General features: G+C 37.6%; 15 protein-coding genes and 1 pseudogene. 14 read left to right on the top strand and 2 right to left on the bottom strand.

Going from position 1 to position 17,977, the window contains the following annotated elements; all coding sequences use genetic code 11:
- Window positions 1–148, top strand: a pseudogene (locus tag NXS11_RS11180) (group II intron reverse transcriptase/maturase); the annotation flags it as partial.
- A gap of 76 nt (window positions 149–224) precedes the next feature.
- Here the strand turns inward: NXS11_RS11180 and NXS11_RS10710 are convergent.
- On the bottom strand, window positions 225–1,943 hold the full coding sequence (locus NXS11_RS10710) for an NUDIX domain-containing protein (protein WP_259201147.1): 1,719 nt from the start codon (window positions 1,941–1,943) through the stop codon (window positions 225–227).
- Between the two features lie 207 nt (window positions 1,944–2,150).
- On the opposite strand from NXS11_RS10710, the gene NXS11_RS10705 reads away from it, so the two are divergent.
- From NXS11_RS10705 to pepT, 3 genes are read left to right on the top strand one after another with little or no spacing between them, the layout of a single operon-like run.
- On the top strand, window positions 2,151–2,912 hold the full coding sequence (locus tag NXS11_RS10705) for a threonine/serine exporter family protein (RefSeq protein ID WP_259201144.1): 762 nt from the start codon (window positions 2,151–2,153) through the stop codon (window positions 2,910–2,912).
- Between the two features lie 27 nt (window positions 2,913–2,939).
- The gene (locus NXS11_RS10700) at window positions 2,940–3,431 is read left to right on the top strand and encodes a threonine/serine exporter family protein (RefSeq protein WP_373319409.1); all 492 of its coding nucleotides are present in this window, start codon (window positions 2,940–2,942) and stop codon (window positions 3,429–3,431) included.
- A 13-nt stretch (window positions 3,432–3,444) separates the two neighbouring features.
- Window positions 3,445–4,671, top strand: coding sequence for a peptidase T (pepT, locus tag NXS11_RS10695; protein ID WP_259201139.1), 1,227 nt, complete (start codon window positions 3,445–3,447; stop codon window positions 4,669–4,671).
- 63 nt (window positions 4,672–4,734) lie between these two features.
- On the opposite strand, the gene NXS11_RS10690 is transcribed toward pepT, so the two are convergent.
- Entirely contained in the window at window positions 4,735–5,376 is a 642-nt protein-coding gene (locus NXS11_RS10690) for a YigZ family protein (protein ID WP_259201137.1), read from the bottom strand.
- A 353-nt stretch (window positions 5,377–5,729) separates the two neighbouring features.
- Between NXS11_RS10690 and fakB1 the strand changes: the two genes are divergently transcribed.
- From fakB1 to uvrB, 10 genes are all read left to right on the top strand, one after another.
- Window positions 5,730–6,611, top strand: coding sequence for a fatty acid kinase binding subunit FakB1 (gene fakB1 / locus NXS11_RS10685; protein ID WP_259201136.1), 882 nt, complete (start codon window positions 5,730–5,732; stop codon window positions 6,609–6,611).
- A 169-nt stretch (window positions 6,612–6,780) separates the two neighbouring features.
- Window positions 6,781–8,064: a DEAD/DEAH box helicase family protein gene (locus NXS11_RS10680; RefSeq protein WP_259201135.1), complete on the top strand. Its 1,284-nt coding sequence runs from the start codon at window positions 6,781–6,783 to the stop codon at window positions 8,062–8,064.
- Window positions 8,065–8,231: 167 nt separating this feature from the next.
- A complete protein-coding gene (locus tag NXS11_RS10675; protein WP_259201132.1) occupies window positions 8,232–8,723 on the top strand; it encodes a ComF family protein in 492 nt (163 codons plus the stop codon).
- Between the two features lie 63 nt (window positions 8,724–8,786).
- Window positions 8,787–9,344 (top strand): ribosome hibernation-promoting factor, HPF/YfiA family, encoded by a 558-nt coding sequence (gene hpf, locus NXS11_RS10670; RefSeq protein WP_259201130.1) that lies wholly within the window; start codon window positions 8,787–8,789, stop codon window positions 9,342–9,344.
- A gap of 305 nt (window positions 9,345–9,649) precedes the next feature.
- Window positions 9,650–12,178 carry a preprotein translocase subunit SecA gene (gene secA / locus NXS11_RS10665; RefSeq protein WP_259201121.1) on the top strand — a complete coding sequence of 843 codons (2,529 nt, stop codon included), beginning with the start codon at window positions 9,650–9,652 and terminating at the stop codon, window positions 12,176–12,178.
- Window positions 12,179–12,198: 20 nt separating this feature from the next.
- Window positions 12,199–13,321 (top strand): peptide chain release factor 2 gene (gene prfB / locus NXS11_RS10660; protein ID WP_259201115.1). Its coding sequence is split into 2 segments (ribosomal slippage): window positions 12,199–12,270 and window positions 12,272–13,321, totalling 1,122 coding nucleotides; the frame shifts between segments, so codons are not numbered across the junction.
- 682 nt (window positions 13,322–14,003) lie between these two features.
- Window positions 14,004–14,804 carry a CHAP domain-containing protein gene (locus NXS11_RS10655; protein ID WP_259201113.1) on the top strand — a complete coding sequence of 267 codons (801 nt, stop codon included), beginning with the start codon at window positions 14,004–14,006 and terminating at the stop codon, window positions 14,802–14,804.
- 97 nt (window positions 14,805–14,901) lie between these two features.
- Entirely contained in the window at window positions 14,902–15,543 is a 642-nt protein-coding gene (locus NXS11_RS10650) for a YfbR-like 5'-deoxynucleotidase (protein WP_259201110.1), read from the top strand.
- 5 nt (window positions 15,544–15,548) lie between these two features.
- A complete protein-coding gene (locus NXS11_RS10645) occupies window positions 15,549–15,782 on the top strand; it encodes a CsbA family protein (protein WP_259201148.1) in 234 nt (77 codons plus the stop codon).
- A gap of 212 nt (window positions 15,783–15,994) precedes the next feature.
- Complete coding sequence (gene uvrB / locus NXS11_RS10640) at window positions 15,995–17,977, top strand: excinuclease ABC subunit UvrB (RefSeq protein WP_259201108.1); 1,983 nt, start codon at window positions 15,995–15,997, stop codon at window positions 17,975–17,977.

The following is a 17,977-nucleotide window of genomic DNA, read 5'->3' as shown; positions in this document are numbered from 1 at the left end:
TGCGAAGAGAATTGCGTATTCACGAAAGAAATATTGGCGACTCTCAAAAACGCAAGAAGTTCATCGTGCTTTAACAACAAAACAACTCTACAAGTGGGGACTAATACCTTTAGTCGAACTTGCAGAGCTGGCTTACGCAAGATATTGAACCGCCAAGTACGAATCCGTATGCTTGGTGGTGTGAGAGGACGAATAGCCAACTAATGACTATTCTCCTACTCGATTTAAGATTTAGTATGACTTAATTGGACAATAGCTGCTTGAATGTGTGGGTTTAAGGATGAATATTCCGAAACATTTGAGGCATCAATCCAAGCATATTGATCGAATTCACCAGTGTCTATTTGAATATTTGAAATGTCATCAATTTTGACATGATAAGTGTATACGCAACGTTGATGTGCCTTATTAATAAATTGATAGCCTAGACAACTAAAATCAGTAATATCTAGATTAGTTTCTTCTTTAGCTTCACGTATAATTGCTGCGTCCATACTTTCGTTGTATTGTACTTTACCAGCTGGTACATTCCATAAGCCAGGTGCGACTTCAACATCTGGACGACGTCGACATACTAAAAACTTGTTGTTATGTTCAATAATTAACTCTACAGCAAAGCGGAAATGTGACATATCAAGATTTTGTGCCATTTGTTGGTATAAAGCAGTTAATATTTCAATTTCTTCTTGATGATCAAGGATATTGGAATGTGATTGATTATGGAAGAAAAAGTTATCAAATGCTTCGATGGATACGGCTTGATGATAGTCCAGTGTATGCAATGATGAAGTGAATGGTGGTTCAATATCTGACAGTTGAAGCCTTTCGACTGCTTTGCCGTCTAAAAGAGTAGTATTTCTAAAAATAACAATGTCGAAATAGGGTTCTGTCATACAATCAGTTGTGTAGCTGTTAATCTTAACCGTGATGAAAGGACCTATACTGATTTCTAGATGTTCTTGGTAAGCGTCTTTTTTTGTATTTGTCATTGGTTGTTGTGTATTGCTAGCTTGTTTTAACTGTATATTGGCTGTAGTTATTTTTTGTTTTGTATCGTCAACATAGTCAATTACAGTGGCTAACTCAAATTCACCAAAGTTTTCAATAATATTGAGATGTTGATATATTTCGTTATTATCAACATTGTCTGCGTGCTTATTGAGTGCTTTACCATAGTATTTAAAATAATCACTTGGACGATAATCTGACACGTGATAAGTTTTATATGCTTCTTGAAAACCATGTTTTTTATTGATAGCAGTGAAGAAAGTGAGTAATTCAATTAAATGATAACCTTCGTGCATTAGTGCACCATACCCATATTTATAAGGTTGTGTTTCTTGAAGGAGTGTATTATTAGGTGTTTGCCAATAATCATAGGATGCGGAAAGATTAATCTTATTGATAGGCACTTGATAGGTCTCTACAACCTTTTCAAGTAGGGTGCGAACATATTGATAAACGGTATGTGTGTGTTTTAATGGTAGAATTTCAAATAAATCGACATCACTTGCTTGCCATTTTTTAACAAGTGTTTGGAAATTTTCTTTAATAAGTGATGCACCCACAGCTGTATTTGTATACATGGGGATTGTGAGTGGTTTGCTACATAGAATATTAATGCCGTTATCTAAGCAAAATTCAATATATGTGTCATGTGCACGAGGTTCTGTAGCAATGACAGCATGTGTAATATTTTCTGATATAACAATATCACGCAGTTGGTTCCGAACCGTTGTTGGTAGGTTACGATAATGCTTGATACTGTCGTCTAAAAAGATAGTTTCACAGGGGACTAGGCTGTCAGCAACCAAAGTATCAATCTGTTCTTGTGCAGAAGCTAGATCAACGATGAATATTTTGTTGAATTGCGCTTCTTTACTTAAATAAGGCCAGTAAACTTTTTGAGCATGTTTACCCAAGCCAAATAAGATACATGTCATTTTATCACCTCTTTATCAGAATTATACAAATAATAAGAATAGTTGTCAAAATACTTTGCAAAAAAATTTATAATTTAATCGTTTCTTTTGTCTATATATAATATTTCATAAAAAGTTACGAGAATTTGTCTTTTTGTATTGCAACGCCTGTTATTACAATGTAGACTGACAATTGATTTGATGTATCCAAACAAAGGAGGCTATCTCATGCCTGAAGCATTGACGATTATAGATGAAAATAAAGTCATAGATGTTGTGTTGCTCGCTGGTAAAGTGTTGCTGGAGAGTGGTGCAGAAACGTATCGTGTAGAAGATACAATGGGACGTATTGCAGCAAGTTTTGGTTTGAAAGATACGCATGCTTTTGTAACGTCAACGGCGATTATGTTCTCATTGAATGATCGTACGAATACGCGTTTAGTGCGTGTGCGTGAACGGACGACTGATTTAGAGAAAATAGCCATTGCTAACAATGTTTCTCGTAAGATATCGAGTAAAGAATTGTCTTTGGATGAAGCCAAATCAGAACTTATCCATTTAGAAAGGGCATCGTTACAATATTCGTTTGTCGTGAAGTTTCTATCTGCAGCGATTGCATCTGGATTCTTTATGTTTATGTTTGGTGGTGTTCGCCATGACTTCCCGTTTGCAGTACTTGCAGGAGCAGGGGCATTTTTGACATTTGATATTGTACAACGTTTCATTCAGATTAAGTTTTTTTCAGAGTTTATTAGTTCGATGGTCGTTATTATGGTAGCGGCATTCTTTACCAAAATTGGTTGGGCGATCAATCAGGACATTATTACGATTGCAGGAGTTATGCCACTTGTACCAGGTATTTTGATTACCAATGCTATTCGTGATCTGATGGCGGGAGAACTGCTTGCGGGTATGTCCCGTGGTGTTGAAGCGGCACTGACTGCATTTGCTATTGGTGCAGGTGTGGCGATTGTGTTACTTATTTTTTAGAGAGGAGGATTTCCATTGACTATAGGATTGTATTATATCGCACAGTTTCTAATCAGTTTTATTTCGACGATGTTGTTTTCTATCATATTCAATGCACCTAAACGATTACTATTAGCGTCAGGATTTGTTGGTGCAATGGGATGGATTATCTATAAATTTACGCTTGATCTGAATTATGGTAGCGTCATGGCGTCATTCTTTGGAAGTTTTATTCTCGCAATGATGAGTCATACAATGAGCCGTCATTACAAACGCCCAGTTATTATTTTTATTGTTCCAGGGATTATTCCACTTGTACCAGGGGGAGCAGCATACGAAGCGACACGTTTGTTAGTAACGAATGCATATACAGAGGCAGTGAATCAATTTTTAGAAGTAACTTTAATCTCGGGTGCTATTGCTTTTGGTATTTTATGTGCAGAGATTTTTTATTATATTTATACACGCATAAAACAAGGATATGGTAAACTAAAAGGCAAAACATATCGCAAAGGTTATCATATGAATAACCGCATATAAGGAGTGTGTGAAGATGAAAGAAGCAATCATTGAAAGGCTTACGCGTTATGTCACAATCGATACGCAGTCGGATCCTAAAAATGACACGACACCGTCAACAACACAACAGTGGGACTTATTGCGCTTATTAGAAGAAGAACTCAAGGAGATAGGTCTCGAAACAGATATGGATGCATATGGTTATCTTTTTGCGACATTGCCTTCGAATATAGATAAAGATGTCCCGACAATTGGTTTTTTAGCACATGTTGATACATCGCCAGACTTCAATGCGGCGAACGTAAATCCACAAGTGGTTGAACAGTATGAGGGTGGTGTCATTCAACTCGGCGACTCTGGACGTGCGATTGATCCAGCAGTTTTTCCAGATATGAAGAAAGTTGTCGGACATACACTTATGACGACGGATGGAACGTCATTACTAGGTGCAGACGACAAAGCGGGTATTGTGGAAATTATGGAAGCTCTACAATATTTAGTGACGCATCCAGAAGTGCCGCATGGCCGTATTCGTGTGGCTTTTACACCTGATGAAGAAATCGGTAGGGGGCCACATCGTTTTGATGTTGAACGCTTTGATGCAGACTTTGCATACACAATGGATGGCAGCCAATTAGGTGAGTTACAGTACGAAAGTTTTAATGCGGCTGAAGCGGTTGTAACATTTGAAGGCGTCAACGTACATCCAGGCTCTGCGAAACATAAAATGGTCAATGCGCTTAACTTAGCGACGCATTTTAACGAATTATTACCGAGTGAAGAAGTTCCTGAACATACTGAAGGTTATGAAGGGTTCTATCATTTAATTCAGTTAGAAGGGAATGTTGAAAAAGCGACGGCACAGTATATTATTCGTGACCATGATCGTACAATATTCGAAAAACGTAAGCAGCAAATGATTAATATTCAGCAAGATATTAATGCGCGTTATCATTATCAGCCAGTTAACATTGTGATTCATGATCAGTATCATAATATGGCAGAACAGATTTTGCCGCATCCACATATTATTGACTTGCCGAAAGCGGTATTTGCTGATTTAGGTATTACACCGAATACAGAACCCATTCGTGGTGGAACAGACGGCTCGCAGTTGTCATTTATGGGCTTGCCGACACCAAATATTTTTACAGGCTGCGATAATTTCCATGGGCCTTATGAATATGCGTCAATTGATGTAATGATGTTGGCGACACAAGTCATTATTGGCATTGCACAAAAAGCGACAGAAATGGAATAAAGGACACAACATCAAAAACTGATGACTTATCTAGAGCCATCAGTTTTTATGTTGTACTAAGTATTAATCTGCTTTAAGGTCGAATGGCAAGCGTTTTACATCGTCTTCTACCAAGTCGAACTTCGCTTGTGTATGCGTGTTTAAAAATGTAATAAATGCATCACGTTCTTCTTCAATAACATCAATATAATATGTCACTTTGTCTGTATAAACTGTGTCGCGTAAGAAAAAGGTCGTTGATTGCAATTCGTATTCGAACTTTCCTGTCAAATCATAATCAATTGTTACTTGCATTGGAATAGCGGGGCGTAGAATAATACGTCCGACATCTTGAATCGCATCTCGGACTGCGCCTCCATATGCACGAATGAGACCGCCTGTTCCGAGTTTAATACCGCCAAAGTAACGTGTTACAACAACTGCTACATTGTGTACGTCGAGTTTTTTCAACATTTCCAGCATAGGAACGCCAGCTGTGCCACTTGGCTCTCCATCGTCACTTGCTTTCTGAATATGCATAGTGTCTCCAACTGTATAAGCAGAACAGTTATGTGTGGCCTCGCGATGTTCTTTTTTCTTTTGAGCGATAAAAGCTTTTGCCTCTTCTTCTGATTCTACAGGGACAATGTGTGCAATAAAGCGTGACTTATTAATGATATTTTCAATTTCATGTGCTTTTTTAATTGTAATGACTGAACGTGTCATGTCTGTCATCCTTTGCTTCAAATTTCTTAATTAATATTATACTATATTTTGTAAAGGAAATAATAGTTAGCAATGTTCACATAGGAGAAAGCGTATTCAAATTTGAAATCGAAAATAATACATGAAATTTAAGTTAAAAGCATGTATGATAATAAGAGATAAAATAGAACAAAAGACATACAAGCGGTTCACAGATTCAATAAAGTAAAATGAATGATGAGACAAAATAAAGATTATACAAAGAAACATTAGAACGAGTAATTGAACGTTAATTGTAGTACACTGTATATTGTGCTTCGTTTTAAAAAAAGCGTAAAGTCAGTACGTTTGAATTTGTAGGGGAGGACGATGAGATGAAGATAGCTGTGATGACAGATTCAACAAGCTATATACCTCAATCTATCTTAAAAAAATATCATATACGCACGGTTCCATTGAGTATTACTTTGGAGAATGGCGAAAACTATAAAGAAAATGAAACAATTTTTGCAGATGAATTCATTTCCATTTTAGAACAATCTGAAACAATTCCAACGACAAGTCAACCGGCCATCGGAGAGATGATTCGTGCCTTTGAATCATACCGAGATGAGGGTTATACAGATGTAATTGTCGTGCATTTGTCGAGCGGTATTAGTGGTGCATATCAAACAGCAGTCCAAGCAGCAGAGATGGTAGAAGGTATTAATGTTTTTCCGTTTGACTCTAAGATTGCATGTTTGCCAGAGGGTGCGTTTGCCTTGCGTGCTGTTGAATTAATCGAAGCAGGTAAAGATGTCCAAGAAATTTTAGCAGATCTTGAAGTAATGCGTGCAAATACGGGCGCATATTTAGTTGTAGATGACTTGAAGAATTTGCATAAAAGTGGACGTATTACAGGGGCGCAAGCATGGATTGGCAATCTGTTAAAAATGAAACCTGTTTTAACATTTGAGGATGGCTTGATTGTTCCTTATGAAAAAGTGCGTACAAAAAAACGCGCATTAAAGTTAATTGAAGACAAAGCAATTGAACTTGCTGGCCAATATGAGAATCCAACGATTATGATTATTGGTGGCGACAACAAAGAAGAGTCACATCGTGTTTATCAAGAGATGATTGAACGTTGTCCAGATAAAAATGTCGTCTTTTCTGAGTTTGGTCCGGTTATTTCATCACACTTAGGTTTAGGTAGTTTTGGAATTGGTGTAACGAATCGTTATATTAAGTTCCCAGTAGATGAAACCGACATCTAATCATATGAGTGACTATATAAACAAATAAAAGTCGTTAAAATTCATGATGTGAATTTTAACGGCTTTTTTCAGTGGATACATTGTATACGTGCGTCATGAAAAAGTTTGGGTGTTATCAAGTCATTCTGTTGCCTCAAGCGTGTAATAGAGATAAAAGGAGGGGTGAATAATGCGACATGGGCAACTGATATCCGATCGAACGCAGTTAACAGAAGAACAAGTGCGAGATGAGACATTTGGTGTTATAGAAGCGAATGGGATGTGTTGTATGCAGTGTGGAAGTCGAGCAAGAGAAGACTTTTACACTTATAGAGCGATTACGTCGAATAGTGACGTTACATATTGTCGACGCTGTCTGCATATAGGACGCATGTCCACAATGGATCCTATTTGGTTAACAGAAAGTGTGAATGTATGTTCAAGCGGAAAATATACGTTGGCATTTAGGCTGTCTGAACAACAGCAGTATGCGTCAGACAAAGTATTAAAGGCAGTGCGTACATATACGTCGCTACTTTTACATGCAGTGACAGGTGCTGGCAAAACAGAGATGATTTTTGCCTCAATCGCTTATGCACGACAGCGAGGGGATAATGTGGCGGTCGTGTCTCCGCGAGTGGATGTTGTGATTGAAGTGAGTAAACGCTTGTGTGAAGCGTTTGCTGATGAAGAGATAGACGTACTACATCAAGCGAGTCGGCAACAGTACGATGGGCATTTTATTGTGTCAACGGTACATCAATTGTATCGTTTTAAGCGTCATTTTGATGTTATTTTTGTGGATGAAGTGGATGCTTTTCCATTATCTATGGATGAGACGTTGATGATTGCTTTGACACAAGCATGCAAAGAGCGAAGAAGTATCGTATATATGACGGCCACGCCACCAAGACAACTGATACAGCAAGTAGGGGCAGATAACATTGTCACATTGCCTGCACGCTTTCATCGTCATCCATTGGTTGTACCTGTATTCAAATATTTTAAAGTACGCTATCAACGTATACAAAGAGCGTTGTTACACCGAATGTATGCACAACAAACGTCAGAACGAACGACTTTATTATTTTTTAGCGATATTAGTGCGATGCGTCAGTTTTATCAAACATATGCGTGTCACATAACAAAGATGTGTTATGTATATAGTGAAGACTCAGAACGTTTGGCAAAGGTAGAAGCCTTACGTGAGGGGCAATATTCTATTGTGCTCACAACAACGATTTTAGAAAGGGGATTTACAATGGCAGCATTGGACGTATGGGTTATGGAAAGTCATCGCTATTCAGCTGACGCATTGATTCAAATTGCAGGTCGTGTTGGACGTAAAGCAGTTTGTCCGACTGGAGAAGTATTGTTTTTTCATGAAGGGCGTACACACGCGATGTATTGTGCGCGTACAGAGATAAGAAGAATGAATAGATTGGCATTTCAGAGAGGATGGATTGATGTATGATATGTTTCCTCTGCCGAACAAAGAACAATGAGAGACTTGATTTTAGTAATTTGTTTGAGCGTCCTCACTTGTTATGTGAAAAGTGCCGTATCCAGCTCTCAGAATGTAAGATAATGACTGATAAGCGCTGTTCTTATTGTAAGGGGCGCTTAATAGATGGCAATTGTATGACATGTGAACATCTCAGTGATTGTCTTGTCCGTTTCGACCATATATATGCCCCTTTTTGTTACGATGGCTTAATGAAAGCGCTCATTCAACAATATAAATTTATGCGTGACGTCGCACTATCAGAAGTGATTGCGCGTTATATGATTTGGCCGCCACTAATGTATGATTTAATTGTACCAATGCCTTCCTCACCTGATAATGATCAAGCACGGACTTTTAATCCAGTCAAATATGTGCTTAATGCGCAAGGTATAGACTACTGTGATATTTTGATCATGCACAACAGGCACAAACAATTTGATTTAACCAAAAAAGAACGATTTCGCATTGCCAATCGCATTGCATTAAAGGATGAAATAAATCTTGAAAACAAACGTATATTACTTGTAGATGATATTTACACAACAGGCAGAACGGCTCATAACGCTGCTGTAAAGCTATTTCATTCAAAAATCAGAAAATTAGATATGTTAACGTTTGCACGTTAGCGTAAACATGTTAAAATATAAGTAAGAAATACAATATAAAAGAGGTTGAAAGGAGCGAGCACTATGATTAACTTTGAAATTCATGGGGACAACCTCACAATCACAGATGCTATGAGAAATTATATCGAGGAGAAAATCGGTAAATTAGAGCGCTACTTCACAAATGTACCGAATGCAACAGCACATGTTAAAGTGAAAACATATCAAAATTCTAGTACAAAAATTGAAGTAACAATACCGCTTAAAAATGTAACTCTCCGTGCAGAAGAGCGTCATGATGATTTATATGCAGGTATTGACTTAATCAATAACAAATTAGAGCGTCAAGTACGCAAATATAAAACACGTGTGAACCGTAAACATCGAGATCGTGGTAGCGAAGAAGATATCTTTGTAGATGCACAGCCGACACAACCTGATTTAGAAGAAACAACAGAGTCTGATATCGAAATCATTCGCTCTAAGACATTCCACTTAAAACCAATGGATCCAGAAGAAGCGGTTTTACAAATGAACTTATTGGGTCATGATTTCTTCGTGTTTAACGACCGAGATACAGATGGTACAAGTATTGTATATCGTCGTAAAAACGGTAAATACGGTTTAATTGAAACTGAATAATTGCTACACCATTATGATAGATAGAGGTTAGGGTGCATGAAGTAATAGCGCACCCTAGCTTTTTTATTTCAGTATTTTTGGTCTCTTATCATTCACTTAGTACGTTATAATTTGAAATCATCATGATATTGTTGGGAAAACCTACTTTATAGATCACGTGTAAGAGACGCCTCTATTTGTGTTGTTCAGCGCTATATCATGCTATAATTGTAATTTGAAAGAGTATATCGGTATAAAAGTATACTTAATAATGCTATGATGAATAGTTGTAGACGACAGAGTTTTAAGCTAAAGGAGCGAACGAAATGGGTATTTTATCCAAACTGGTTGACGGTAATAAAAGAGAAGTCAAACGTCTTGGTAAAATTGCAGACAAAGTAATTGCTTTAGAAGATGATATGGCAATTTTAACGGACGATGAAATTAAACAAAAGACAAAATCATTCCAAGAAGAACTACAGCAAATAGATGACATAAAAAAACAGAATAACAAATTAGACGAAATCTTACCTGAGGCATTTGCCCTTGTACGTGAAGCGTCGAAGCGTGTATTCAATATGACGCCGTATAAAGTTCAAATCATGGGTGGTATTGCGATTCATCACGGTGATATTGCTGAGATGAGAACAGGTGAAGGTAAGACATTAACAGCAACAATGCCAACGTATTTGAATGCTTTAACAGGTCGTGGCGTACATGTTATCACAGTTAACGAATATTTATCATCAGTTCAAAGTGAAGAAATGGCAGAACTCTATAATTTCTTAGGATTAACTGTAGGTCTTAACTTACATAGTCTTAATACAGTTGGTAAACGTGAAGCCTATGCTCAAGACATAACGTACAGTACGAACAATGAGTTAGGGTTTGACTATTTGCGCGATAACATGGTGAACTACAAAGAAGATCGTGTTATGCGTCCGCTTAACTTTGCGATTATTGATGAGGTTGACTCTATTTTGATTGATGAAGCACGTACACCACTGATTATTTCTGGAGAGGCTGAAAAGTCGACATCTTTATATACGCAAGCAAATGTGTTTGCGAAGATGTTGAAAGCAGAAGAAGACTATAACTATGATGTGCAAACGAGAAATATTCAATTGACAGAACAAGGTATTGATAAAGCTGAACGTATGTTTAAAATCGATAACTTGTATGATCTTAAATATGTTGATATTATTCATCATATTAACATTGCATTGCGTGCAAATTATACGATGCAACGTGACGTAGATTACATGGTATCAGAAGGCGAAATTTTAATCGTAGACCAATTTACAGGTCGTACAATGCCTGGACGTCGTTTTTCAGAAGGATTACACCAAGCGATCGAAGCGAAAGAAGGCGTAAAAATTCAAAACGAATCGAAAACGATGGCGTCTATTACGTTCCAAAACTATTTCCGAATGTATCGCAAACTAGCGGGTATGACAGGTACTGCAAAAACGGAAGAAGAAGAGTTTCGTAATATCTATAATATGACAGTTACACAAATTCCAACGAATCGTCCTGTGCAACGTGTTGACCGTAGCGATTTAATCTACATTAGTCAAAAAGGGAAGTTCGATGCAGTCGTTGAAGATGTGATTGAAAAGCATCGTAAAGGACAGCCAGTGCTACTAGGTACGGTTGCTGTTGAAACATCGGAGTACATTTCCGAATTATTGAAAAAACGTGGAATTCGCCACAGTGTTTTGAATGCGAAAAACCATGAAAAAGAAGCAGAAATTGTATCAGGTGCAGGACAAAAAGGTGCTGTAACAATTGCGACAAACATGGCAGGTCGTGGTACGGACATCAAACTTGGCGAAGGTGTAGAAGAACTTGGCGGCTTAGCTGTCATCGGAACAGAGCGTCATGAATCACGACGTATTGATGATCAGTTACGTGGTCGTTCTGGTCGTCAAGGAGATAAAGGTGACAGCCGTTTCTACCTTTCTCTACAAGATGACTTGATGGTGCGCTTTGGTTCTGAACGTATGCAGTCTATGATGAATCGTTTAGGTATGGATGATTCAACGCCTATCGAATCTAAAATGGTAACTCGAGCAGTAGAATCTGCACAAAAACGTGTGGAAGGGAATAACTTCGATGCACGTAAACGTATTTTAGAGTACGATGAAGTGCTTAGAAAACAACGTGAAATCATGTATGAAGAGCGTAACAAAATTATCGACGAACCTGAAAGTTCTGAATTAGTGATTGAGATGATTAAGTCTGCGTTAGACCGAACAATCTCATATTTTGTCAATGAAGATGAAGATAATCCTGATTACGAACCGCTTATTCACTATGTGGAAGATGTATTCTTACATGAAGGTGATCTGAAAGTCGATGATTTGAATGGAAAAGATCGTGAAGACATCACTGCGTTCATCTGGGATAAAATTGAACAGGGCTATGAAAAACAAAAAGCACTGTTAGGTGAACAGATGCCTGAATTCGAACGTATGATTTTATTACGTACAATTGATAATCATTGGACATCACATATCGATACAATGGATCAATTGCGTCAAGGTATTCACTTGCGTTCTTATGGTCAACAAAATCCATTGCGTGACTATCAAAATGAGGGACACCAACTCTTTGATAACATGATGCAAAGTATTGAAGAAGAAGTCAGCAAGTTTATATTGAAATCAATCGTATCAGTAGATGATGATGTACAGCGTGAAAAAACGAAAGAATTAGAAGGTCAGCATCTTTCAGCGAACGATGGCAAAGAAAAGGTTAAGGCAAAACCAATTGTGAAAAAAGATGAAGTTGGCCGCAATGACCCATGTCCATGTGGCAGTGGCAAAAAATACAAAAACTGTCACGGTAAATAGGTGTAAAGGAGCGATAGTGGATGGAACTATCTGAAATCAAGCGTAATATTGATGAGTATGCATCAAAGTTAGAACAACTTAGGGGGTCTCTTTGACTTAGAAAACAAAGAGACCAACATCCAAGAGTATGAAGAAATGATGGCAGAACCAACATTTTGGGATGATCAGCAACGCGCACAAGAAATTATTGATCAAAATAATGCATTGAAAGCAATTGTGACGACATACTATGACATTGCGTCAGATATAGAAGAAATGGATGCAACTCATGAGTTATTGCAAGAAGAATTTGATGAAGATATCAAAGCAGATCTTGAAGAGACCGTCATTGATTATGCGTCGAAGTTGGATCGTTTTGAGTTACAATTGTTGTTGAATGGCGAACATGATGCGAATAATGCGATTTTAGAGTTACATCCAGGTGCGGGTGGTACGGAATCACAAGACTGGACAAATATGTTATTGCGCATGTATCAACGCTTTTGTGAGCAACAAGGCTTTAAAGTTGAAGTTGCCGACTATCAAGCGGGTGATGAAGCGGGTGTTAAAAGTGTTACCCTTGTTATTAAAGGACACAATGCATATGGCTATTTGAAAGCTGAAAAAGGGGTTCATCGCCTTGTGCGTATCTCACCATTTGATTCGTCAGGACGTCGTCATACTTCTTTTGCATCGTGTGATGTGATTCCAGAATTCAACAATGAGAAGATTGAAATTGAAGTGAATCCAGATGATATTACTGTAGATACATTCCGTGCGTCAGGTGCGGGTGGTCAGCATATTAACAAAACAGAGTCTGCCATTCGTATTACGCATCATCCAACCGGCATTGTGGTCAATAACCAAAATGAACGTTCACAGATTAAAAACCGTGAAGCCGCAATGAAAATGTTGAAAGCGAAGTTGTATCAACTCGAGCTTGAACAAAAAGCCCAAGAACTTGCGGCGATTCGTGGAGAACAGAAAGACATCGGTTGGGGCAGTCAAATTCGCTCATATGTCTTCCACCCATATTCAATGATAAAAGATCACCGTACGAACGTTGAAACAGGTAATGTCAATGCTGTGATGGATGGCGACATTAGTATGTTTATTGACGCATACTTGCGCAGTCAAATGAACGATACAACTACAACAATGTAAGTATGGGTTCAGTATAAAGAAAAGAGAGTTATAAATGGGTGATCCCCCTCAAATCAATATGTTCTTGATTGATTTGAGGGGGATAGAAGCTTTAAAGAAGGCAACAAAGAAAAAGTATCAAAAAAATTAACGATAATAATCTTTTTCATATAAATATTCCTTCGATATGGTATGATCAAATTATATATTTTGGTGAAATTATACAATAAGAGGGATAATATGAAAAAACTCTACAATATCGTCACGACAATAATAATATGCTTATTAATCACTGTGACTATTAATGGATTCTTGAACAATAACGAACAAAGCAAAAATATTATCAATATATCAGCTTTAATAATAATTTTGTTATTAGCCTTAATATCTCTTGTATACAGGAAAATAAACAATCATAAATAGAACACTAATTTTTTAAGAGCAAACATTTTCTTTGTTGTGTAAAGAGAGGTCAATAAACGACCTCAACCTAATTTTGTGATTGGTATTATTTTAAAATCTAAGTGAGAAGTCGGAGTCATAGTTATTACCGGCTTCTTTGTTATTTTATCAATTTGTTTCATCCAACTTTTCAAAATTCATAGTGTTATTTCATTTATGTCACAATTTGATTGATGCGCCTTATTTGATGCATGTGCGTGCTATTATACTGAGTACATCATTTTGTAAGGAGATGAAAGCCATGCTATTGGATTTCCCACTGATTGCCAATGTATTTGTGTCTACCACTTTGATGTCCTCGTCAACTTCAACTCAAAATGTTCAACTGACTGAGGATACAACTATTTATCAGCTTGCCCAACAATTTGCGACAACGACTCAACATATTCAAGAACTCAATCATATCAAGAGCATACCGCTAACGTTTAAAATGCACCAAATATTAAAACTACCTGCTGATCATATTTTAGTGAAGCCTGCTCACCAAACACTCCCCGATTTTCTTGCTCATCACAAATTGTCCATTGCTCAAATTCAAAAGTTTAACCCTCACTTGATACCAAATGAGAGCCAACAATATATTGCTATTTCAAATAAAGGAATGGCACATCTCTCATTACCATTACTAGCACAACTATTGCCATCACCGCCAACGCACAAAATATCTTCGCAACATGCCCAACAAGAACAATCCACATATAAACAGGTCTTACCGATACATCAATATAACAACGCATATACGCCAGGTCAATGTACAGCATATGCGTATGAGCAACGTGCCAAACGTCATTTGCCAATTCCAACATATTGGGGAGATGCTAAGTATTGGGCGATGCATGCACAACAATCAGGTTATACCGTTTCTAATCAGCCACGTGTGAATGCAATCCTTGTATCACAAGAGGGAGTGCATGGTCATGTTGCAATTGTTGAAGCTTGTGATCATAACAGTATTCGTGTATCAGAGATGAATTGGCAAGGAGAGGGAATCGTAAGTACCCGTTTAATCAATAATCCAAGTGCTTATCAATATATTTATTAGTATCAATGTAAGTCATGATAAACTCTACGTGCTTGAAAGAGAAAAAGTGTGTTATAGTATCATAAACTATATAGATTTTATGAAGGAGGGCGTATAAATGGGTGTTCATCAATATTTCAAAAGACTATCAGACTTAGAAAAGTTGATTCGTTTACCCGGCAAGTTCAAATATTTTGAGCATAATGTCGCCTCACATTCTTTCAAAGTAACGAAGATTGCACAGTATCTTGGAACAGTTGAAGAATATTATGGCAAGGAAGTTAATTGGAAGAGCTTGTATGAAAAAGCGCTTAATCATGACTTTGCCGAAGTATTTACGGGCGATATCAAGACACCAGTGAAGTATGCAAGCAGTGAGCTGAAAAAGCTCTTTTCACAAGTTGAAGAAGAGATGGTCGATACGTTCATCTCTGAGGAAATTCCGGAGCGTTATCAGGAAATTTATCGTCAGCGTCTACAAGAAGGAAAAGACGATTCATTAGAAGGTCAAATTCTTTCTGTAGCTGACAAAATTGATTTATTGTATGAGACGTTCGGTGAGATTCAAAAGCGTAATCCGGAGCCACTATTCTTTGAAATATATGAGATGAGTTTGGAGACGATTATGCAGTTCGACCATTTGCATTCTGTACAAGATTTTATTGACAATATTATTCCCGAGATGTTGACAGAAAAATTCATTCCACGTGCAGAGTTACGTGAAACGACGATGCACATATTAAATAAGAGAAAGCAGTGATCAAAGTGATATGGTATATTTTAGCCGCCTTTTTCCCATGTGTACTCGTTGTCATATTAAGTGCCATAACACGCAACAAATGGATTGGCACATGTGTCACACTCGTTATCATTGGTACGTCGATATACAAAGGTTTTTTCCATAACGAATGGATTATTTTTATAGACGTTGTGTCGATATTGGCGGGTTATATCATAGTCGATACATTACAGATACACTGTGAAGATGAATTTAAATAACACGCCTGAGAAGTGTTAATTATACCGTTTAGAACTTAAATAAGTTTTAAGCGGTTTTTTTGATGCAATTATTTCGCATTATAGAGATTATTTACATTTATAAAGCGAAGAGAGGTAGAAATAAATTTTTAAAAAACGAACAGATGTTTGTATTTATATATTAAAATTTGTTAGAATAGCAGTACGATTATAGAATGAGGAGACGAGTGTACATGGAGCATCATGATTTTAAAGTGGTATCTCAGTTTGACCCACAAGGTGACCAACCTCGTGCGATAGATGCGCTTGTAAAAGGTATCCAAGACGGCAAACGTCATCAAACACTCTTAGGTGCAACGGGGACGGGTAAAACTTTTACAATGAGCAATGTGATTAAACGTGCGGGTAAGCCGACGTTAATCATTGCGCACAATAAGACGCTTGCAGGACAATTGTATAGTGAGTTTAAGGAATTCTTTCCTGAAAATAGAGTGGAATATTTTGTTAGTTACTATGACTATTATCAGCCAGAAGCATATGTTCCATCTACGGACACATTTATTGAAAAAGATGCGTCAATTAATGATGAAATTGATCAATTGCGTCACTCAGCAACAAGTGCATTATTTGAACGTGATGACGTGATTATTATCGCCAGTGTGAGCTGTATTTATGGCTTAGGGAACCCGGAAGAATATAAGGACTTAGTTGTAAGTATCCGTTCCGGTATGGAAATGGATCGCAGTGAGTTGTTGCGCAAGTTAGTAGATGTACAATATACGCGTAATGATATTGACTTTCAACGTGGGACATTCCGCGTGCGTGGCGATGTGGTAGAGATTTTCCCAGCCTCACGTGATGAATTGTGTATTCGCGTTGAATTTTTCGGTGATGAGATTGACCGAGTGAGTGAGATTAACTATTTAACGGGAGAAGTATTGCGTGAACGTGAACATTTTGCGCTGTTTCCAGCTTCTCACTTCGTTACACGTGAAGAAAAAATGAAGGTTGCCATTGAAAGAATTGAACAGGAATTGGCTGAACAACTTGAAAAACTGCGCAGTGAAAATAAGTTGTTGGAGGCACAGCGCTTGGAACAACGTACGAATTATGACCTTGAAATGATGCGTGAAATGGGATTTTGTTCAGGAATTGAGAACTACTCGGTACATTTAACATTGCGTCCACTTGGTTCAACCCCATATACATTGCTCGATTATTTCGGTGATGATTGGTTGATTATGATTGACGAATCACATGTTACATTACCACAAATTCGTGGTATGTATAACGGAGATAAGGCGCGTAAAAACGTCCTTGTGGAACATGGCTTCCGTCTGCCGAGTGCGCTAGACAACCGGCCATTGATGTTCGAGGAATTTGAACAAAAAGCCCATCAGCTCGTGTATGTATCAGCCACACCAGGGCCATATGAAATGGAACACACAGATGAAATGGTGGAACAAATCATTCGTCCAACCGGCTTATTGGATCCTAAAATAGACGTGCGTCCGTCGAAAAATCAAATCGATGACTTACTGAGTGAAATTCAGACACGTGTCGAACGAAATGAACGTGTATTGATTACGACGTTAACGAAAAAAATGAGTGAAGATTTAACGACATATTTAAAAGAAGCGGGCGTAAAAGTAAATTATTTGCATTCTGAGATTAAAACATTAGAACGTATCGAGATTATACGTGATTTACGAATGGGGACATTCGATGTATTAATCGGCATTAACTTGTTGCGGGAAGGGATTGACATTCCAGAAGTGTCACTGGTCGTGATATTAGATGCAGATAAAGAAGGTTTCTTACGTTCCGAGCGCTCGTTAATTCAGACGATTGGTCGTGCAGCACGTAACGACAAAGGTGAAGTAATCATGTATGCAGATAAAATAACTGACTCGATGCGTGTGGCGATTGACGAAACAGAACGTCGTCGTGAAATTCAGATAGCTTACAACGAAAAACATGGTATAACACCACAGACGATTAATAAGAAGATTCATGATGTAATCAGTGCGACTGTTGAAACAGATGAAACGAATGAAGCAGAGCGCAAAGAAGTGCCGAAGAAAATGACGAAGAAAGAACGTCAAAAAACAATCCAAAATATTGAAAAACAAATGAAGGAAGCAGCGAAAGCATTAGACTTTGAGAAAGCAACGGAGTTAAGAGATTTATTATTTGAACTTAAATCAGAAGGGTGA

The sequence above is a fragment of the Staphylococcus americanisciuri genome, from assembly GCF_024814435.1.
Classification (GTDB): Bacteria; Bacillota; Bacilli; order Staphylococcales; family Staphylococcaceae; genus Staphylococcus; species Staphylococcus americanisciuri.
Note: the sequence above shows the minus strand (reverse complement) of the source record. Positions and strands in the feature narration are given on the sequence as shown.

What these genes read in the sequence shown, in the direction of transcription:
- hpf (WP_259201130.1), top strand. Translation starts at nt 8,787, where the DNA reads ATGATTAACTTTGAAATTCATGGGGACAACCTCACAATCACAGATGCT.
- NXS11_RS10650 (WP_259201110.1), top strand. Translation starts at nt 14,902, where the DNA reads ATGGGTGTTCATCAATATTTCAAAAGACTATCAGACTTAGAAAAGTTG.
- NXS11_RS10675 (WP_259201132.1), top strand. Translation starts at nt 8,232, where the DNA reads ATGACATGTGAACATCTCAGTGATTGTCTTGTCCGTTTCGACCATATA.
- uvrB (WP_259201108.1), top strand. Translation starts at nt 15,995, where the DNA reads ATGGAGCATCATGATTTTAAAGTGGTATCTCAGTTTGACCCACAAGGT.
- pepT (WP_259201139.1), top strand. Translation starts at nt 3,445, where the DNA reads ATGAAAGAAGCAATCATTGAAAGGCTTACGCGTTATGTCACAATCGAT.
- NXS11_RS10680 (WP_259201135.1), top strand. Translation starts at nt 6,781, where the DNA reads ATGCGACATGGGCAACTGATATCCGATCGAACGCAGTTAACAGAAGAA.
- fakB1 (WP_259201136.1), top strand. Translation starts at nt 5,730, where the DNA reads ATGAAGATAGCTGTGATGACAGATTCAACAAGCTATATACCTCAATCT.
- secA (WP_259201121.1), top strand. Translation starts at nt 9,650, where the DNA reads ATGGGTATTTTATCCAAACTGGTTGACGGTAATAAAAGAGAAGTCAAA.
- NXS11_RS10655 (WP_259201113.1), top strand. Translation starts at nt 14,004, where the DNA reads ATGCTATTGGATTTCCCACTGATTGCCAATGTATTTGTGTCTACCACT.
- NXS11_RS10710 (WP_259201147.1), bottom strand. Translation starts at nt 1,943, where the DNA reads ATGACATGTATCTTATTTGGCTTGGGTAAACATGCTCAAAAAGTTTAC.
- NXS11_RS10690 (WP_259201137.1), bottom strand. Translation starts at nt 5,376, where the DNA reads ATGACACGTTCAGTCATTACAATTAAAAAAGCACATGAAATTGAAAAT.
- NXS11_RS10705 (WP_259201144.1), top strand. Translation starts at nt 2,151, where the DNA reads ATGCCTGAAGCATTGACGATTATAGATGAAAATAAAGTCATAGATGTT.